Consider the following 14,392-nt stretch of genomic DNA (forward strand, 5'->3'; position numbering starts at 1 on the left):
GCGAGGGCGATCATGGCAGAACTGACCACGTTGGCCCGACCTTACGCTAAGGCGGCCTTCGAGCACGCTCAGGCCCACCAGCAACTGGCCAATTGGTCAGCCATGCTCGGCCTGGCAGCAGCGGTGTCGCAGGACGACACCATGCAGCGCGTGCTCAAGGCCCCGCGACTGACGAGCGCAAACAAGGCCGCCGCGTTTATCGACGTGTGCGGCGACAAGTTCGATGCCAAGGCACAGAATTTCATCCACGTCGTTGCCGAAAACGACCGTCTCCAGCTGTTGCCGGAGATCTCCGCCCTGTTCGACCTGTACAAGGCCGAGCGGGAGAAGTCGGTAGACGTGGAAGTCACCAGTGCTTTTGCATTGAACCAAGAACAGCAAGACAAACTCGCCAAGGTTCTCAGTGCACGACTCGACCGGGAAGTGCGCCTGCAAGTTGCGGAAGATGCATCCCTCATCGGGGGTGTTGTCATTCGCGCCGGCGACCTGGTTATCGATGGCTCAGTTCGCGGCAAACTCGCGAAACTGGCCGAAGCATTGAAATCTTGAGTTTGAAGGGGCAGCAGAGCAATGCAGCAACTCAATCCTTCCGAAATAAGTGAAATTATCAAGGGCCGCATCGAAAAGCTCGATGTGACCTCCCAAGCCCGTAACGAAGGCACCGTCGTCAGCGTGTCTGACGGTATCGTGCGGATTCACGGTCTGGCCGACGCTATGTACGGCGAAATGATCGAGTTCCCGGGCGGCGTCTACGGCATGGCCCTCAACCTGGAGCAGGACTCCGTGGGTGCCGTGGTACTGGGCGCGTACACGACTCTGGCTGAAGGCATGAGCGCCAAGTGCACCGGCCGCATCCTGGAAGTTCCGGTAGGTAAGGAACTGCTGGGTCGCGTGGTCGACGCACTGGGCAACCCTGTCGACGGCAAAGGTCCGCTGAACAACACCGAGACCGACGCGGTCGAGAAAGTTGCTCCAGGCGTGATCTGGCGTAAGTCGGTAGACCAGCCTGTACAGACTGGCTACAAGGCAGTCGATGCCATGATCCCGGTCGGCCGTGGCCAGCGTGAGCTGATCATCGGTGACCGTCAGATCGGTAAGACCGCCATGGCGATCGACGCCATCATCAACCAGAAGAACAGCGGTATCTTCTGCGTATACGTCGCCGTTGGTCAGAAGCAATCGACCATCGCCAACGTGGTTCGCAAGCTGGAAGAAAACGGCGCACTGGCCAACACCATCATCGTTGCCGCCAGCGCTTCCGAATCGGCTGCCCTGCAGTTCCTGGCTCCGTACTCCGGTTGCACCATGGGCGAATACTTCCGCGACCGCGGTGAAGACGCGCTGATCGTTTATGACGATCTGTCCAAGCAGGCTGTGGCTTACCGCCAGATCTCCCTGCTGCTGCGTCGTCCACCAGGACGTGAAGCGTACCCAGGTGACGTGTTCTATCTCCACTCCCGTCTGCTGGAGCGCGCATCCCGCGTTTCGGAAGAGTACGTCGAGAAGTTCACCAACGGCGCAGTGACCGGCAAAACCGGCTCCCTGACCGCTCTGCCGATCATCGAAACCCAGGCTGGCGACGTTTCCGCGTTCGTTCCGACCAACGTGATTTCCATCACCGACGGTCAGATCTTCCTGGAATCGGCCATGTTCAACTCGGGCATCCGCCCAGCAGTGAACGCCGGTGTTTCGGTATCCCGTGTAGGTGGTGCCGCTCAGACCAAGATCATCAAGAAGCTGTCCGGTGGTATCCGTACCGCCCTGGCTCAGTACCGTGAACTGGCGGCATTCGCCCAGTTCGCTTCTGACCTGGACGAAGCGACCCGCAAGCAACTTGAGCATGGTCAGCGCGTTACCGAGCTGATGAAGCAGAAGCAATACGCGCCAATGTCGATCGCCGACATGTCGCTGTCGCTGTATGCCGCTGAGCGTGGGTTCCTGACCGACATTGAAATCGCCAAGATCGGCAGCTTCGAGCAGGCGCTGATTGCTTACTTCAACCGCGATCACGCCGATTTGATGGCCAAGATCAACGTGAAGGGTGACTTCAATGACGAAATCGACGCTGGCCTGAAGGCTGGTATCGAGAAGTTCAAGGCCACCCAAACCTGGTAAGCCGCAGCGGGAGCCGCAAGGCTCCCGCTTGCTAACCTGATAGGTGTTACATGGCAGGCGCAAAAGAGATTCGCAGTAAGATTGCGAGCATCAAAAGCACGCAAAAAATTACCAGCGCCATGGAAAAAGTGGCGGTCAGCAAAATGCGCAAGGCACAAATGCGCATGGCTGCTAGCCGTCCTTATGCGGAGCGTATCCGCCAGGTAATTGGGCATCTGGCCAACGCCAACCCGGAATACCGCCACCCGTTCATGATCGACCGCGACATCAAGCGCGTCGGTTACATCGTGGTGAGCAGTGACCGTGGTCTGTGCGGCGGCTTGAACACCAACCTGTTCAAGGCCCTGGTCAAGGACATGGCGGTAAACCGCGAAAACGGCGTCGAGATCGATCTGTGTGTCGTGGGTAGCAAGGGTGCGGCGTTTTTCCGCAACTTCGGCGGCAACGTCGTTGCAGCTATCAGCCACCTGGGTGAAGAGCCGTCGATCAACGACCTGATCGGCAGCGTGAAGGTGATGCTGGATGCCTACCTGGACGGCCGTATCGACCGCCTGTCCGTGGTATCCAACAAGTTCATCAACACCATGACCCAGCAGCCTACCGTGGAGCAGTTGATTCCACTGGTGGCAACCCCGGATCAGGATCTCAAGCACCACTGGGACTATCTGTACGAACCGGACGCCAAAGAGCTGCTTGACGGCCTGATGGTGCGCTATGTGGAGTCGCAGGTGTACCAGGCGGTGGTCGAGAACAACGCTGCTGAACAAGCGGCGCGGATGATCGCGATGAAGAACGCTACCGACAACGCCGGTGATCTGATCAGCGACTTGCAGCTGATCTACAACAAGGCGCGTCAGGCTGCGATCACCCAAGAGATCTCGGAAATCGTCGGCGGCGCTGCCGCGGTTTAACGGTTCAAATATTCAGAGGATCCAGCTATGAGTAGCGGACGTATCGTTCAAATCATCGGCGCCGTCATCGACGTGGAATTTCCACGCGACAGCGTACCGAGCATCTACGACGCCTTGAAGGTTCAAGGCGCCGAAACCACCCTGGAAGTTCAGCAGCAGCTGGGCGACGGCGTGGTACGTACCATTGCGATGGGTTCCACCGAAGGCCTCAAGCGTGGCCTGGACGTGAACAACACTGGCGCAGCCATCTCCGTACCGGTCGGTAAAGCGACCCTGGGCCGGATCATGGACGTGCTGGGCAACCCGATCGACGAAGCCGGTCCGATCGGCGAGGAAGAGCGCTGGGGTATCCACCGCGCCGCTCCATCCTTCGCTGAACAGGCAGGTGGCAACGAACTGCTGGAAACCGGCATCAAGGTTATCGACCTGGTTTGCCCGTTCGCCAAGGGTGGTAAGGTTGGTCTGTTCGGTGGTGCCGGTGTCGGCAAGACCGTAAACATGATGGAACTGATCCGTAACATCGCCATCGAGCACAGCGGTTACTCCGTGTTCGCCGGTGTGGGTGAGCGTACTCGTGAGGGTAACGACTTCTACCACGAGATGAAGGACTCCAACGTTCTGGACAAAGTGGCACTGGTCTACGGCCAGATGAACGAGCCACCAGGGAACCGTCTGCGCGTTGCCCTGACCGGCCTGACCATGGCCGAGAAGTTCCGTGACGAAGGTAACGACGTTCTGCTGTTCGTCGACAACATCTACCGTTACACCCTGGCCGGTACCGAAGTATCCGCACTGCTGGGCCGTATGCCTTCGGCAGTAGGTTACCAGCCGACCCTGGCTGAAGAGATGGGCGTGCTGCAAGAGCGCATCACTTCGACCAAGCAAGGTTCGATCACCTCGATCCAGGCCGTATACGTACCTGCGGACGACCTGACCGACCCGTCGCCAGCGACCACCTTCGCCCACCTCGACGCCACCGTCGTACTGTCCCGTGACATCGCTTCCCTGGGTATCTACCCAGCGGTAGACCCACTGGACTCGACTTCGCGTCAGCTGGATCCGAACGTGATCGGCAACGACCACTACGAAACCGCTCGTGGCGTTCAGTACGTGCTGCAGCGCTACAAGGAACTGAAGGACATCATCGCGATCCTGGGTATGGACGAGCTGTCGGAATCCGACAAGCAGCTGGTATCCCGCGCTCGTAAGATCCAGCGTTTCCTGTCGCAGCCGTTCTTCGTGGCTGAAGTCTTCACCGGTGCATCGGGTAAATACGTTTCCCTGAAAGACACCATTGCTGGCTTCAAAGGCATCCTCAACGGTGACTACGACCACCTGCCAGAACAAGCGTTCTACATGGTTGGCGGCATCGAAGAAGCGATCGAGAAAGCCAAGAAACTGTAATCCCGGCGCCCGGCAACGGGCGCTAATTTAGGTTGAGGCAATCAGATGGCTATGACAGTCCATTGCGATATCGTCAGTGCGGAAGGAGAAATTTTCTCCGGACTGGTCGAGATGGTGATTGCACACGGTGCACTGGGTGACCTGGGTATTGCCCTGGGCCACGCGCCGCTGATCACCAATCTCAAGCCGGGTCCGATCCGCTTGATCAAGCAGGGCGGGGAAGCCGAGGTGTTCTACATCTCCGGTGGTTTCCTCGAGGTTCAGCCGAACATGGTCAAGGTTCTTGCCGACACCGTGCAACGTGCTGCCGACCTGGACGAAGCCTCCGCTCAGGAAGCCGTTAAGGCTGCCGAGAAGGCCCTGAACGAAAAAGGCGCGGACTTCGACTACGGTTCCGCTGCTGCACGTCTGGCCGAGGCCGCAGCCCAGCTGCGTACCGTCCAGCAGATCCGCAAGAAGTTCGGCGGCTAAGCCACCGCTTGTTGCGCGATTGATTAAAAAGGGTAGCCTCGGCTACCCTTTTTTCTTTTCCGATATTCATCACCTGGTCACAGCCGCTGACCACCCAGGATTGGTAGCCAGTCATGTCTCTCGAAATCGTTATCCTTGCTGCCGGCCAAGGCACCCGCATGCGTTCGGCGTTGCCGAAGGTTCTTCATCCCGTAGCTGGCAATTCGATGCTCGGACATGTTATCCACAGCGCCCGCCAATTGAATCCACAGCGCATTCACGTGGTGATCGGCCACGGTGCGGACCAGGTGCGTGAACGACTGGCCGCCGATGACCTGAACTTCGTCCTGCAGGATAAACAACTGGGGACCGGCCATGCCGTGGCCCAGGCCGTTCCTTTCATTACCGCCGACACCGTGCTGGTGCTCTACGGCGATGTGCCGCTGATCGAAGTGGAAACCCTGCAGCGCCTGCTGCAGCACGCCACGCCTGAACAGGTGGCACTGCTGACCGTCGAACTGGCGGACCCGACCGGCTACGGCCGTATCGTGCGCAACGCCCAGGGCAAGGCCTGTGCGATCGTCGAGCAGAAGGACGCCAACGAGGCGCAGCGCGCCATCACCGAAGGCAACACCGGCATCCTCGCCTTGCCGGCCCGGCGCCTGGGCGACTGGATGAGCCGTCTGTCGAACAATAACGCCCAGGGCGAGTACTACCTCACCGATGTGATCGCCATGGCGGTCGCCGACGGCCTGGTGGTGGAAACCGAGCAACCCCACGATGCCATGGAAGTGCAGGGCGCCAACGATCGTCGGCAACTGGCCGAGCTCGAGCGTCATTACCAGAAGCGTGCGGCCCTGCGTCTGATGGCCCAGGGCGTGACCCTGCGTGACCCGGCCCGGTTCGATGTGCGTGGCGAGGTCACGGTGGGGCGTGATGTGTTGATCGACATCAACGTGATCCTCGAAGGCCGCGTGGTGATCGAGGATGACGTGGTGATCGGCCCGAACTGCGTGATCAAGGACAGCACCCTGCGCAAGGGCGTGGTGCTCAAGGCCAACACCCACCTCGACGGCGCGATCATGGGCGAGGGCAGCGATGCCGGTCCGTTCGCCCGCCTGCGCCCCGGCAGCGTGTTGGGCGAGCGTGCCCATGTGGGTAACTTCGTCGAGTTGAAAAATGCCGTGCTCGGCAACGACACCAAGGCCGGCCATCTGGCCTACCTGGGCGACGCCGTGATCGGTGAACGCACCAACATCGGCGCCGGCACCATCACCTGCAACTACGATGGTGCCAACAAGCACAAGACGGTGCTGGGTGATGACGTCTTCATCGGTACCAACAACTCCCTGGTCGCTCCTGTGGATATCTCCCACGGTGCCACCACGGCGGCGGGGTCGACCATCACCCAGAACGTCGATGATGGTCAACTGGCGGTGGCGCGTGCACGCCAGCGCAATATCGATGGCTGGAAGCGGCCGGTGAAGATCAAGAAGAGCTGAATTATCCACAAGCGCTTTTGAGCGCTGTGGAAAGTGAGGGCCACCGTGGGTGGCCCTCTGCGTTCGTGGATAAATCTTCCCTCTTCCCCGTGCGCAGACTTCCCCCTGCGCAACCGGGCTTGCTGGCGACACCACAACATGTCGTGAATGGCCGCCTGCCAAAGGATTTTTCTGGCGGTGAAGGGAAGGCCTCGACCCGCGAACCGAAAAAGTTACCCACACGCCATTTTTTGAAAACCTTCACTTGACGAAGTTTCGATTACAGGTTTTGATTGCACTTATTATCTTTCGAATCGAAACATAACGTCCCATGTCGAAACGTAATACCCCTCAACGTCGTCATAGCATTCTCGCCTTGCTCAGTGAGCAGGGTGAAGTGAGCGTGGACGAACTGGCCAAACGCTTCGAAACTTCCGAGGTTACGGTTCGCAAGGATCTGGCCGCGCTCGAAAGCAATGGTCTGCTGCTGCGTCGTTATGGCGGCGCGATCAGCATGCCCCAGGAACTGGTCAGCGATCCCGCCCACTCGGTGTCGAAATACAAGCAGGCTATTGCCCGTGCCGCCGTCGGCCGTCTGCGGGAACACGCCCGCATCATCATCGACAGTGGCAGCACCACGGCCTCGATGATCCCGGAACTGGGCCTGCAGCCTGGCCTGGTGGTGATGACCAACTCCCTGCATGTCGCCCGTGCCCTCAGCGAGCTCGAGCACGAGCCCGTGCTGCTGATGACCGGCGGCACCTGGGACCCGCATTCCGAATCGTTCCAGGGCCAGGTCGCCGAACAGGTGCTGCGCTCCTACGACTTCGACCAGTTGTTCATCGGTGCCGACGGCATCGATCTGGAGCGGGGCACCACCACCTTCAATGAATTGCTCGGCTTGAGCCGGGTGATGGCCGAAGTTTCCCGCGAAGTGGTGGTCATGGTCGAGTCCGACAAGATCGGTCGGCGTATTCCCAACCTGGAACTGCCGTGGAGCAGCGTCCATACCCTTATTACCGATGAACGCTTGCCCCAGGAGGCACGCGAACAGATTCAGGCCCGCGGCATACATTTGATTTGCGCGGCCGTCAGCTAGGAGAGAGAAGCATGTGCGGAATTGTCGGTGCAGTTGCTGAACGTAATATCACGGCCATTCTGGTCGAGGGTCTCAAGCGTCTGGAATACCGGGGCTACGACAGCGCCGGTGTCGCCGTCTTCACCCACAACGGTACGCTGGAGCGGACCCGCCGGACCGGTAAGGTCAGTGAGCTGGACCAGGCCCTGGCCGGCCAGCCACTGGCCGGCCGCCTGGGCATCGCCCACACCCGCTGGGCCACCCACGGCGCCCCCTGCGAGCGTAACGCCCACCCGCATTTCTCCGGCGCCGATATCGCCGTGGTGCACAACGGCATCATCGAGAACCACGAAGCCCTGCGCGAACAGCTCAAGGGCCTGGGCTACGTCTTCTCGTCGGACACCGATACCGAAGTGATCGCCCACCTGCTGAGCCACAAGCTCAAGGACCTGGGCGACCTGACCAAGGCCCTCAAGGCCACGGTCAAGGAACTGCACGGCGCCTACGGCCTGGCCGTGATCAATGCGCAGCAGCCTGATCGTCTGCTGGCAGCCCGCAGTGGCAGCCCGCTGGTGATCGGTCTCGGCCTCGGTGAGAACTTCCTCGCCTCCGACCAACTGGCCCTGCGCCAGGTGACCGACCGCTTCATGTACCTGGAGGAGGGCGATATTGCCGAAATCCGCCGTGACAGCGTGCAGATCTGGGACATCGATGGCCAGGTCGTCGAGCGCGAAGCCGTGCAGTATCGCGATGGCGCCGAAGCCGCCGACAAGGGCGAGTTCCGCCACTTCATGCTCAAGGAGATCCACGAGCAACCCTCCGTGGTGCAACGCACCCTGGAAGGTCGCCTGAGCCAGAACCAGGTGCTGGTGCAGGCCTTCGGCCCCCAGGCCGCCGAGCTGTTCGCCAAGGTACGCAATGTACAGATCGTCGCCTGCGGTACCAGCTACCACGCCGGCATGGTCGCGCGTTACTGGCTCGAAGGCCTGGCGGGCATTCCGTGCCAGGTCGAAGTCGCCAGCGAATTCCGCTACCGCAAGGTGGTGGTGCAACCGGACACCCTGTTCGTCTCCGTCTCCCAGTCCGGCGAAACCGCCGACACCCTGGCCGCGTTGCGCAACGCAAAAGAACTGGGCTTCCTCGGCAGCCTGGCGATCTGCAACGTCAGCATCAGCTCGCTGGTGCGCGAGTCGGACCTGACCCTGCTGACCCAGGCCGGTCGCGAAATCGGCGTGGCCTCAACCAAGGCTTTCACCACCCAACTGGTTGGCCTGCTGCTGCTGACCCTGGCCCTGGGCCAGGTCCGTGGCACCCTGGCGGAAGGTGTCGAAGCCGAACTGGTGGAAGAACTGCGTCGCCTGCCGACCCGCCTGGGCGAAACCCTGGCGATGGACGCCAAGGTCGAGAAGATCGCCGAGCTGTTCGCCGACAAGAACCACACCCTGTTCCTCGGTCGTGGCGCGCAGTATCCGGTGGCGATGGAAGGTTCGCTCAAGCTCAAGGAGATCTCCTACATCCACGCCGAAGCCTATCCGGCCGGCGAACTCAAGCACGGCCCACTGGCGCTGGTCGACAATGACATGCCGATCGTCACCGTGGCACCGAACAACGAGCTGCTGGAAAAGCTCAAGTCCAACCTGCAGGAAGTCCGCGCCCGTGGCGGCGAACTGATCGTCTTTGCCGACGAACAGGCCGGCATGAGCAATGGCGAGGGGACCCACGTCATCACCCTGCCGCACATCCACGACACCCTGGCGCCGATCCTCTACACCATCCCGCTGCAGTTGCTGTCGTACTACGTCGCTGTGCTCAAGGGCACCGACGTCGACCAGCCGCGCAACCTGGCGAAGTCGGTGACGGTGGAATAACGCGGTAGACGGTGATGATCTGCGGGTCCGTTGCAAGTCGCCTCGTCTTGTAGCGGACCTGTAAAGCCGGCCCGTCATCGTACGCTGTGCTGGCCAATGTGCTGTTCCCCAGGAGATGTAAAAGGATGTCGCTTCACGATTGGTTCGGTTTTGTCGTCGTCGCCATGCTGGTTACCCTGACCCCAGGTCCCGGGGTGATCATGGCGTTATCCAATTCGGTGGCCTATGGGCCGCGACGGGCGATGCTCGGCTCGCTTGGAAACGCCTTCGGCCTGCTGCTGATCTCGGCCGCCACCAGTGCCGGGCTGGGGGTGTTGCTGCAGGCTTCGGCCACTGCCTTCCTGCTGCTCAAGGTGCTCGGTGCGAGCTACCTGATCTACCTGGGCGTCAAGCAGTGGAAGAGCCGCACCAGCGCGTTCGACAAGCTCGACCAGCCGGCCAGGCGCGCCTCCACCAATAACAGACTGATGTTCAACGGCGTGACCGTCGCGCTGACCAACCCCAAGGCGATTCTGTTCTTCGCCGCGTTCCTGCCGCAATTCATCCGCCCGGGCAGTGATTCGAACATGCAGCTGGGCATTCTCGTGCTGACCTTCGCGGCCTGCTCGATCGTCTCCCATGCCTTTTATGTGACCCTGGCCCAGGTGCTGCGGCGCAAGCTCGCCTCGCCGAACCGGTCGCGGTTGATGAACCGGCTGTTCGGCGCCTCCTTCGTGGCGCTGGGAGCCAGCCTGTTCAGCGTTCAGACCAAGGTTGCCTAGAGTGTCGGGATCGCCTGATGCTGCTGCGCAGGATGGGAGATGAATCACTTGGCTCCCCTGTTGCGCCGCAGCGGGCGTATTTGTCCGGGACGCGCTAATACTTTCGTCGGAAAACCAGGTTTTCTCGAACCACCGAAAATGCAAGTTTTTCCCGATTTTCCCACCTGATTCAGCGGTTTTTCCGAAGTTTTTCCAGGTTCCTCGGGTGGAAAACCGGTCACTTACAAAATGTACTAACCTGTTAATTCAATTGTTGGGGGCATAAACTGCGCGACCTCTCGCTTGCAGGCCATCCGTGGTGATCACGACTGACAGTGCACGTCTGCCGGCGATGAGTTCTTCACCTACCGTCCGAGATACCGCAATGCCCCTCCCAATCAGCCATACCCCGACTATCCTGTTGCTGGCCCTGGCCAGCAGTACCGCCATCGCTGAGGGGGATCTGCTGTCGCGCAGCACCATGACCGGTGACTGGGGCGGCCTGCGCCATCAGCTTGAGGAAGAGGGGGTCCGGTTCACGGGGGACTACAGCGGAGAAACCGCCTACAACGCCGATGGCGGCCTGCATCGCTCGGCGCGCTATTCGCAGAACATCAAGCTCGGCGTGCAGTTCGACCTGTCGAAACTCTACGGCTGGGAAAACGCCGGCAAGGTCCAGTTGACCATCAACGACCGCCGTGGCAACAGCGCTTCGCAAGAGCTGGTGGGCAACCGCCTGCCGATCCAGGAAAACTACGGCGGCCTGTACACCCGCCTCACCGAGCTCAGCTACGAGAACAGCCTGTTCACCCCGGCGCTCAACGTCAAGCTCGGCTACATGGCCATGGGCAACGACCTCGGTGGCCTGGACAGCGGCATCCTCTGCAACTTCATGAACGCCGGTTTTTGTGGCCACCCGTTGAACATGTCCGGTGGCAGCGGCTGGACCAACTACCCCAACGCCCACCTGGGCGCACGCGTGAAGTACGACCTGTCGCGGTCCTGGCAACTGCGCGTGGCGGCGTTCAACGTCGACCCCGAGAGCAACGGCAACTCCAGCCGTGCCTGGCACCTGGGGCCCAAGCACACCACCGGCACCGTGCTGCCTGTGGAACTGGTGTACAAGCCCCAGGGCGAACTGCCGGGTGAGTACAAGCTGGGCTACTACTACGACAGCTCCGATGTGAAACGCATCGGCAGCAGCAAGGAAGTGTCCGGCCGCAGCGGTCACTACCTGCTGGCCGAGCAGGCGGTGTGGAACGATGCCGGCTCGCCGGGGCGCAGCCTGCACGTCTTCGGCCAGTACTCGGCGTCGAGCGAGGCGGCCTCGCCGTTCACCCGGTGGTATGGCGCCGGCGTGGTACTGTACAAGCCGTTCGGAGGACGCCCGCGCGATACCGTGGCCCTGGGCTACGGCCGTGCGGTGCCCAACCCGCGTAGTCGAGATCTGCTGGAAGACGCCGCGTTCAATGCCGGCCAGCCGTTTCCCGACATCGACAACGCCGAGCGTTTGATCGAGCTGAGCTACGGCTACCAGGCCACGCCGTGGCTGACCCTGCGCCCGGATGTGCAGTACATCATCGAGCCGGGCGCTTTCTCCGGAAAGGACATCGACAACGCGCTGGTATTCGGCCTGCAGGTCAAGGCCACGTTCTGAACCGCCGAACTGCCGGGCAGGCATTCATGGCCTGCTCGTCACGTCCATGCCACGGCCGTTCTGGATGAGGACTAGTGGGCCGCGGTCCATTCACCACAGCCGCGGTAGTCCCGGTCGCCGACCTTGAGCAGCACGGTGGCCTCGAACTTCCTGCCGCTCATGTCGTCGGCGCAGCTGCTTCTGTCGATCAGTACCTGGACTTCGGTACCGTCCGCCGCATTGCCGAAGAAACCGTCCGGTGTCGATTCGGTCTTGGCCACTTCGGTTTTCTGCTGGCCATAGTTCATCTCCACGTGCAGCGGTGGGGTTTCTCCCAGACCCACTTCCACGACCCAGCCCGGCTCGTTGCCGGTTGCCCGGAAACCGCCCTTGAGGGTGTTGGCATCGGGGGTTGTCGCAGAAATCCCATTGCTTGAAGTAGCCGATTGTTCACAACCGGCAAGCGACAACAGCAAGGCCGCGCAGAGAAGTCCTGAGTAGTTCATGTAGGAAATTTCGGTGCTTGAAAGCCACGAGGTTAGCTCAGTCGATCCGTTCCGGCCGAAAACGAAGGTTTCAAAGTGTTAATGGATGCCGGATGCCTGTCGACTTATCCACAGCTCGTCGGTCTACCTACTGATTCGGCTGGGTTTTGCCTACAATGCCGTCGGCTTGAGCTGACTTGTTGATCAATCAGCCCTGCCTTTAGGCTCTGGTTCTCGTTGCCAAATCAACGAGCGGGTTTAGCGACCCGAGTGAATCAGAGCGTCTTGACGCCAAGACTTCATCCAGTCCGTTTTCATGTCTGGAAGGATGCTTCATGGCGGCTGTGTACGGGAGACCTTCGGGTCTGCCGGTTCTTTGGTTCCCGGTTCGCTAACCTGTGCACAGCTGCCACCCTCATTCGTTTAGCGACGTCTGGTGGCGGTTCACGAACCAAAGGAGCCGAACTTCATGAAAACCAAGATCGTTCCAGACCCACCCCATACTTCCACTCTGGATGAAAAATGCGCCGTGGTACGTGATGTCATTGGCCGTTGCATCGACTATCTCGCCCCCGACTCCGACCCTGCGCAGCCACCGCGCTTTGGCGTAATCGATAAAACCGCCGCCCCTCCTGCCGATTACCTCAACGCCCACAAGCTCCCGGTTTTCACGGTCCGCGCAGGCATCGACGTGGAAGTGGCCCTGCAGCATGTGTCGTTTTTGCTCAAGGCTGCCGAGTACGTCGCCGATGATCTGGTTCCTTCCACCAACGATCTGGCTCGGGACCAGCTCTGGTCGATCACCCATTCGGTCGAAATGGCCCGGGCGGTGGTGGATGCGTTGCTGAGCGGTGCACATCGATCGCTTGGGTGAATGGCGTCCTTCTCTTGTCGGAAGGCTCGCCGCTTCAGTCGTCGGTCCTGGGTCTGTCCAGCATGGAAAAGGCCCGTCGAGACGGGCCTTGTGAAACACGATGAAACGGAGTGTCAGCGTGAGGTGGCAGATGCCAGCCTGCGCTTGATACCGGCCTTTATCCTGGTCATCCAGCTGGCTGGAGGAGTGACCGCCGGGCTGGGTGGAGCCTCGACGGGGGGCGCGATTGCTGCAGCCTTCGCTGCAGGAGCTTGCGCTGTCGGCCGCTGAAGGCCATCAAGCACCTGCTGCGAGTTCGCCCAGAGGTTGGGTGAGCCTTCAGTGAGCACCATCCGGCTTTGCATTTGCTGGCGCGCAGGAAATTCAGGGGCCAACAGAGCCTCGGCGAACGAGAGCCCCATCACGATATTGTTCTGGTTCTGCTCGAAAAATATGCCGTGGTCGGAAATCTGATTCCTGATACCGGATGCGTATCGCTTTACCTGGTACTCCGACATTTCACTCATCGACAGCGTGTTGATGACCAGGTCGAAATTTTCGGACAGCGTGTCGAACAGGTAATTCGGTAGCAACGACAGGCGCTCGTTACCGGCTCCGCCATGCATTTTCACGTTCTGGGTCGCTATCGACAGGTAGATACCGGAGAAAAGCAGGCTCTCCGGCAAATCGCAGATGACATATTCGCAGTCGGGTACGGCCTCCATCAGTGCCAGCGCCAGAGCGCCATACCCACCGCCGATTTCAAGAATTCTCGCCGGTCGACCCAGCGATCTCAGCTTGTCCAGAACTCCGGACGAATAGAGCAGCGTCATCCGTTCCTGATAGACGCGGGTATCGTAGTTGACGAGGACGCCGTCAACGTACCAGCCGACTTCTCCCAGGATATGAGGTGGTTTTACCCTGGCCCATTCCGGCACATCTTTTACAGAGTCTTGCCAGGATCGAATGACCTCAGTGGGGTCTATCTGGCGCAAGCGGTCGTCGAAGTCGCTCGATATTTCGCCAACACTTCGAACGCCGCGTGCCCCTTTCATTTCCCGGAGGCTGTAGCCAGTAAAGCATTGCGCCATCAGCCTCAGATTGCTGATGTGTGTCCATTCAAGCGTTGCAAGCAGTTTGACGGCGTCACGAAAGTCGTTTGGAGAGTCATCGGCCCAGTTCGCGTCAGGCTTCCCGAACTTCGCATCAAGGCCACGCTTCTCGATGATGTCGTCTCGATTTTCGAGCGAGGCGAGAACTTCGACGGCCATCCGTTTTGCCGCCTCTCGCCGCGCCTCTGATGGCGCCGCTATTCCAGATAATGTCGCAATACTTGAAATTTCCACTGATTTCCCCTGCGTCCTGCGTTCA

Annotated in this window: 13 protein-coding genes; 11 read left to right on the forward strand and 2 right to left on the reverse strand. The window is 60.3% G+C overall.

Translation table 11 applies throughout. The annotated features are described in order from the left end of the window. The first annotated feature begins 12 nt into the window (after positions 1 to 12). The 10 genes from ACM62G_RS11850 (at position 13) to ACM62G_RS11895 (ending at position 11,704) form a co-directional block, all read left to right on the forward strand. Positions 13 to 549, forward strand: a complete 537-nt coding sequence (locus tag ACM62G_RS11850; RefSeq protein ID WP_017902419.1) for a F0F1 ATP synthase subunit delta — start codon at positions 13 to 15, stop codon at positions 547 to 549. A 21-nt stretch (positions 550 to 570) separates the two neighbouring features. Next, complete coding sequence (atpA, locus tag ACM62G_RS11855) at positions 571 to 2,115, forward strand: F0F1 ATP synthase subunit alpha (protein WP_054056436.1); 1,545 nt, start codon at positions 571 to 573, stop codon at positions 2,113 to 2,115. Positions 2,116 to 2,165: 50 nt separating this feature from the next. Continuing rightward, positions 2,166 to 3,026 carry a F0F1 ATP synthase subunit gamma gene (gene atpG, locus ACM62G_RS11860; protein WP_017902417.1) on the forward strand — a complete coding sequence of 287 codons (861 nt, stop codon included), beginning with the start codon at positions 2,166 to 2,168 and terminating at the stop codon, positions 3,024 to 3,026. Positions 3,027 to 3,053: 27 nt separating this feature from the next. Further along, a complete protein-coding gene (gene atpD, locus ACM62G_RS11865; RefSeq protein WP_054056437.1) occupies positions 3,054 to 4,430 on the forward strand; it encodes a F0F1 ATP synthase subunit beta in 1,377 nt (458 codons plus the stop codon). A gap of 45 nt (positions 4,431 to 4,475) precedes the next feature. Beyond that, positions 4,476 to 4,901 (forward strand): F0F1 ATP synthase subunit epsilon, encoded by a 426-nt coding sequence (locus tag ACM62G_RS11870; protein ID WP_010447599.1) that lies wholly within the window; start codon positions 4,476 to 4,478, stop codon positions 4,899 to 4,901. A gap of 113 nt (positions 4,902 to 5,014) precedes the next feature. After that, a complete protein-coding gene (glmU, locus tag ACM62G_RS11875; protein WP_419737200.1) occupies positions 5,015 to 6,382 on the forward strand; it encodes a bifunctional UDP-N-acetylglucosamine diphosphorylase/glucosamine-1-phosphate N-acetyltransferase GlmU in 1,368 nt (455 codons plus the stop codon). A 310-nt stretch (positions 6,383 to 6,692) separates the two neighbouring features. Beyond that, complete coding sequence (locus ACM62G_RS11880; protein WP_054056439.1) at positions 6,693 to 7,460, forward strand: DeoR/GlpR family DNA-binding transcription regulator; 768 nt, start codon at positions 6,693 to 6,695, stop codon at positions 7,458 to 7,460. An 11-nt stretch (positions 7,461 to 7,471) separates the two neighbouring features. Next, positions 7,472 to 9,307, forward strand: coding sequence for a glutamine--fructose-6-phosphate transaminase (isomerizing) (gene glmS / locus ACM62G_RS11885; protein WP_054063426.1), 1,836 nt, complete (start codon positions 7,472 to 7,474; stop codon positions 9,305 to 9,307). Positions 9,308 to 9,432: 125 nt separating this feature from the next. After that, on the forward strand, positions 9,433 to 10,068 hold the full coding sequence (locus tag ACM62G_RS11890; RefSeq protein ID WP_419737201.1) for a LysE family translocator: 636 nt from the start codon (positions 9,433 to 9,435) through the stop codon (positions 10,066 to 10,068). Positions 10,069 to 10,432: 364 nt separating this feature from the next. Then, positions 10,433 to 11,704 (forward strand): carbohydrate porin, encoded by a 1,272-nt coding sequence (locus ACM62G_RS11895; protein ID WP_419737202.1) that lies wholly within the window; start codon positions 10,433 to 10,435, stop codon positions 11,702 to 11,704. A gap of 71 nt (positions 11,705 to 11,775) precedes the next feature. Here the strand turns inward: ACM62G_RS11895 and ACM62G_RS11900 are convergent, their stop codons facing one another. After that, positions 11,776 to 12,189: a hypothetical protein gene (locus ACM62G_RS11900; protein WP_273819690.1), complete on the reverse strand. Its 414-nt coding sequence runs from the start codon at positions 12,187 to 12,189 to the stop codon at positions 11,776 to 11,778. Positions 12,190 to 12,637: 448 nt separating this feature from the next. On the opposite strand from ACM62G_RS11900, the gene ACM62G_RS11905 reads away from it, so the two are divergent. Beyond that, a complete protein-coding gene (locus ACM62G_RS11905; RefSeq protein ID WP_416771129.1) occupies positions 12,638 to 13,042 on the forward strand; it encodes a DUF3077 domain-containing protein in 405 nt (134 codons plus the stop codon). A 113-nt stretch (positions 13,043 to 13,155) separates the two neighbouring features. Here ACM62G_RS11905 and ACM62G_RS11910 read toward each other — a convergent pair whose 3' ends face one another. Continuing rightward, positions 13,156 to 14,367 (reverse strand): putative sugar O-methyltransferase, encoded by a 1,212-nt coding sequence (locus tag ACM62G_RS11910; protein WP_419737203.1) that lies wholly within the window; start codon positions 14,365 to 14,367, stop codon positions 13,156 to 13,158. Positions 14,368 to 14,392 lie beyond the last annotated feature (25 nt).

The organism is Pseudomonas sp. COR18 (genome assembly GCF_048568395.1).
Lineage (GTDB): Bacteria > Pseudomonadota > Gammaproteobacteria > Pseudomonadales > Pseudomonadaceae > Aquipseudomonas > Aquipseudomonas fuscovaginae_B.

Bases quoted from the DNA above. Each gene is read 5' to 3' on its own strand.
- ACM62G_RS11870 (WP_010447599.1), top strand. From the start codon at position 4,476: ATGGCTATGACAGTCCATTGCGATATCGTCAGTGCGGAAGGAGAAATT.
- ACM62G_RS11905 (WP_416771129.1), top strand. From the start codon at position 12,638: ATGAAAACCAAGATCGTTCCAGACCCACCCCATACTTCCACTCTGGAT.
- ACM62G_RS11895 (WP_419737202.1), top strand. From the start codon at position 10,433: ATGCCCCTCCCAATCAGCCATACCCCGACTATCCTGTTGCTGGCCCTG.
- glmS (WP_054063426.1), top strand. From the start codon at position 7,472: ATGTGCGGAATTGTCGGTGCAGTTGCTGAACGTAATATCACGGCCATT.
- glmU (WP_419737200.1), top strand. From the start codon at position 5,015: ATGTCTCTCGAAATCGTTATCCTTGCTGCCGGCCAAGGCACCCGCATG.
- atpA (WP_054056436.1), top strand. From the start codon at position 571: ATGCAGCAACTCAATCCTTCCGAAATAAGTGAAATTATCAAGGGCCGC.
- ACM62G_RS11880 (WP_054056439.1), top strand. From the start codon at position 6,693: ATGTCGAAACGTAATACCCCTCAACGTCGTCATAGCATTCTCGCCTTG.
- atpD (WP_054056437.1), top strand. From the start codon at position 3,054: ATGAGTAGCGGACGTATCGTTCAAATCATCGGCGCCGTCATCGACGTG.
- ACM62G_RS11900 (WP_273819690.1), bottom strand. From the start codon at position 12,189: ATGAACTACTCAGGACTTCTCTGCGCGGCCTTGCTGTTGTCGCTTGCC.
- ACM62G_RS11850 (WP_017902419.1), top strand. From the start codon at position 13: ATGGCAGAACTGACCACGTTGGCCCGACCTTACGCTAAGGCGGCCTTC.
- ACM62G_RS11890 (WP_419737201.1), top strand. From the start codon at position 9,433: ATGTCGCTTCACGATTGGTTCGGTTTTGTCGTCGTCGCCATGCTGGTT.
- atpG (WP_017902417.1), top strand. From the start codon at position 2,166: ATGGCAGGCGCAAAAGAGATTCGCAGTAAGATTGCGAGCATCAAAAGC.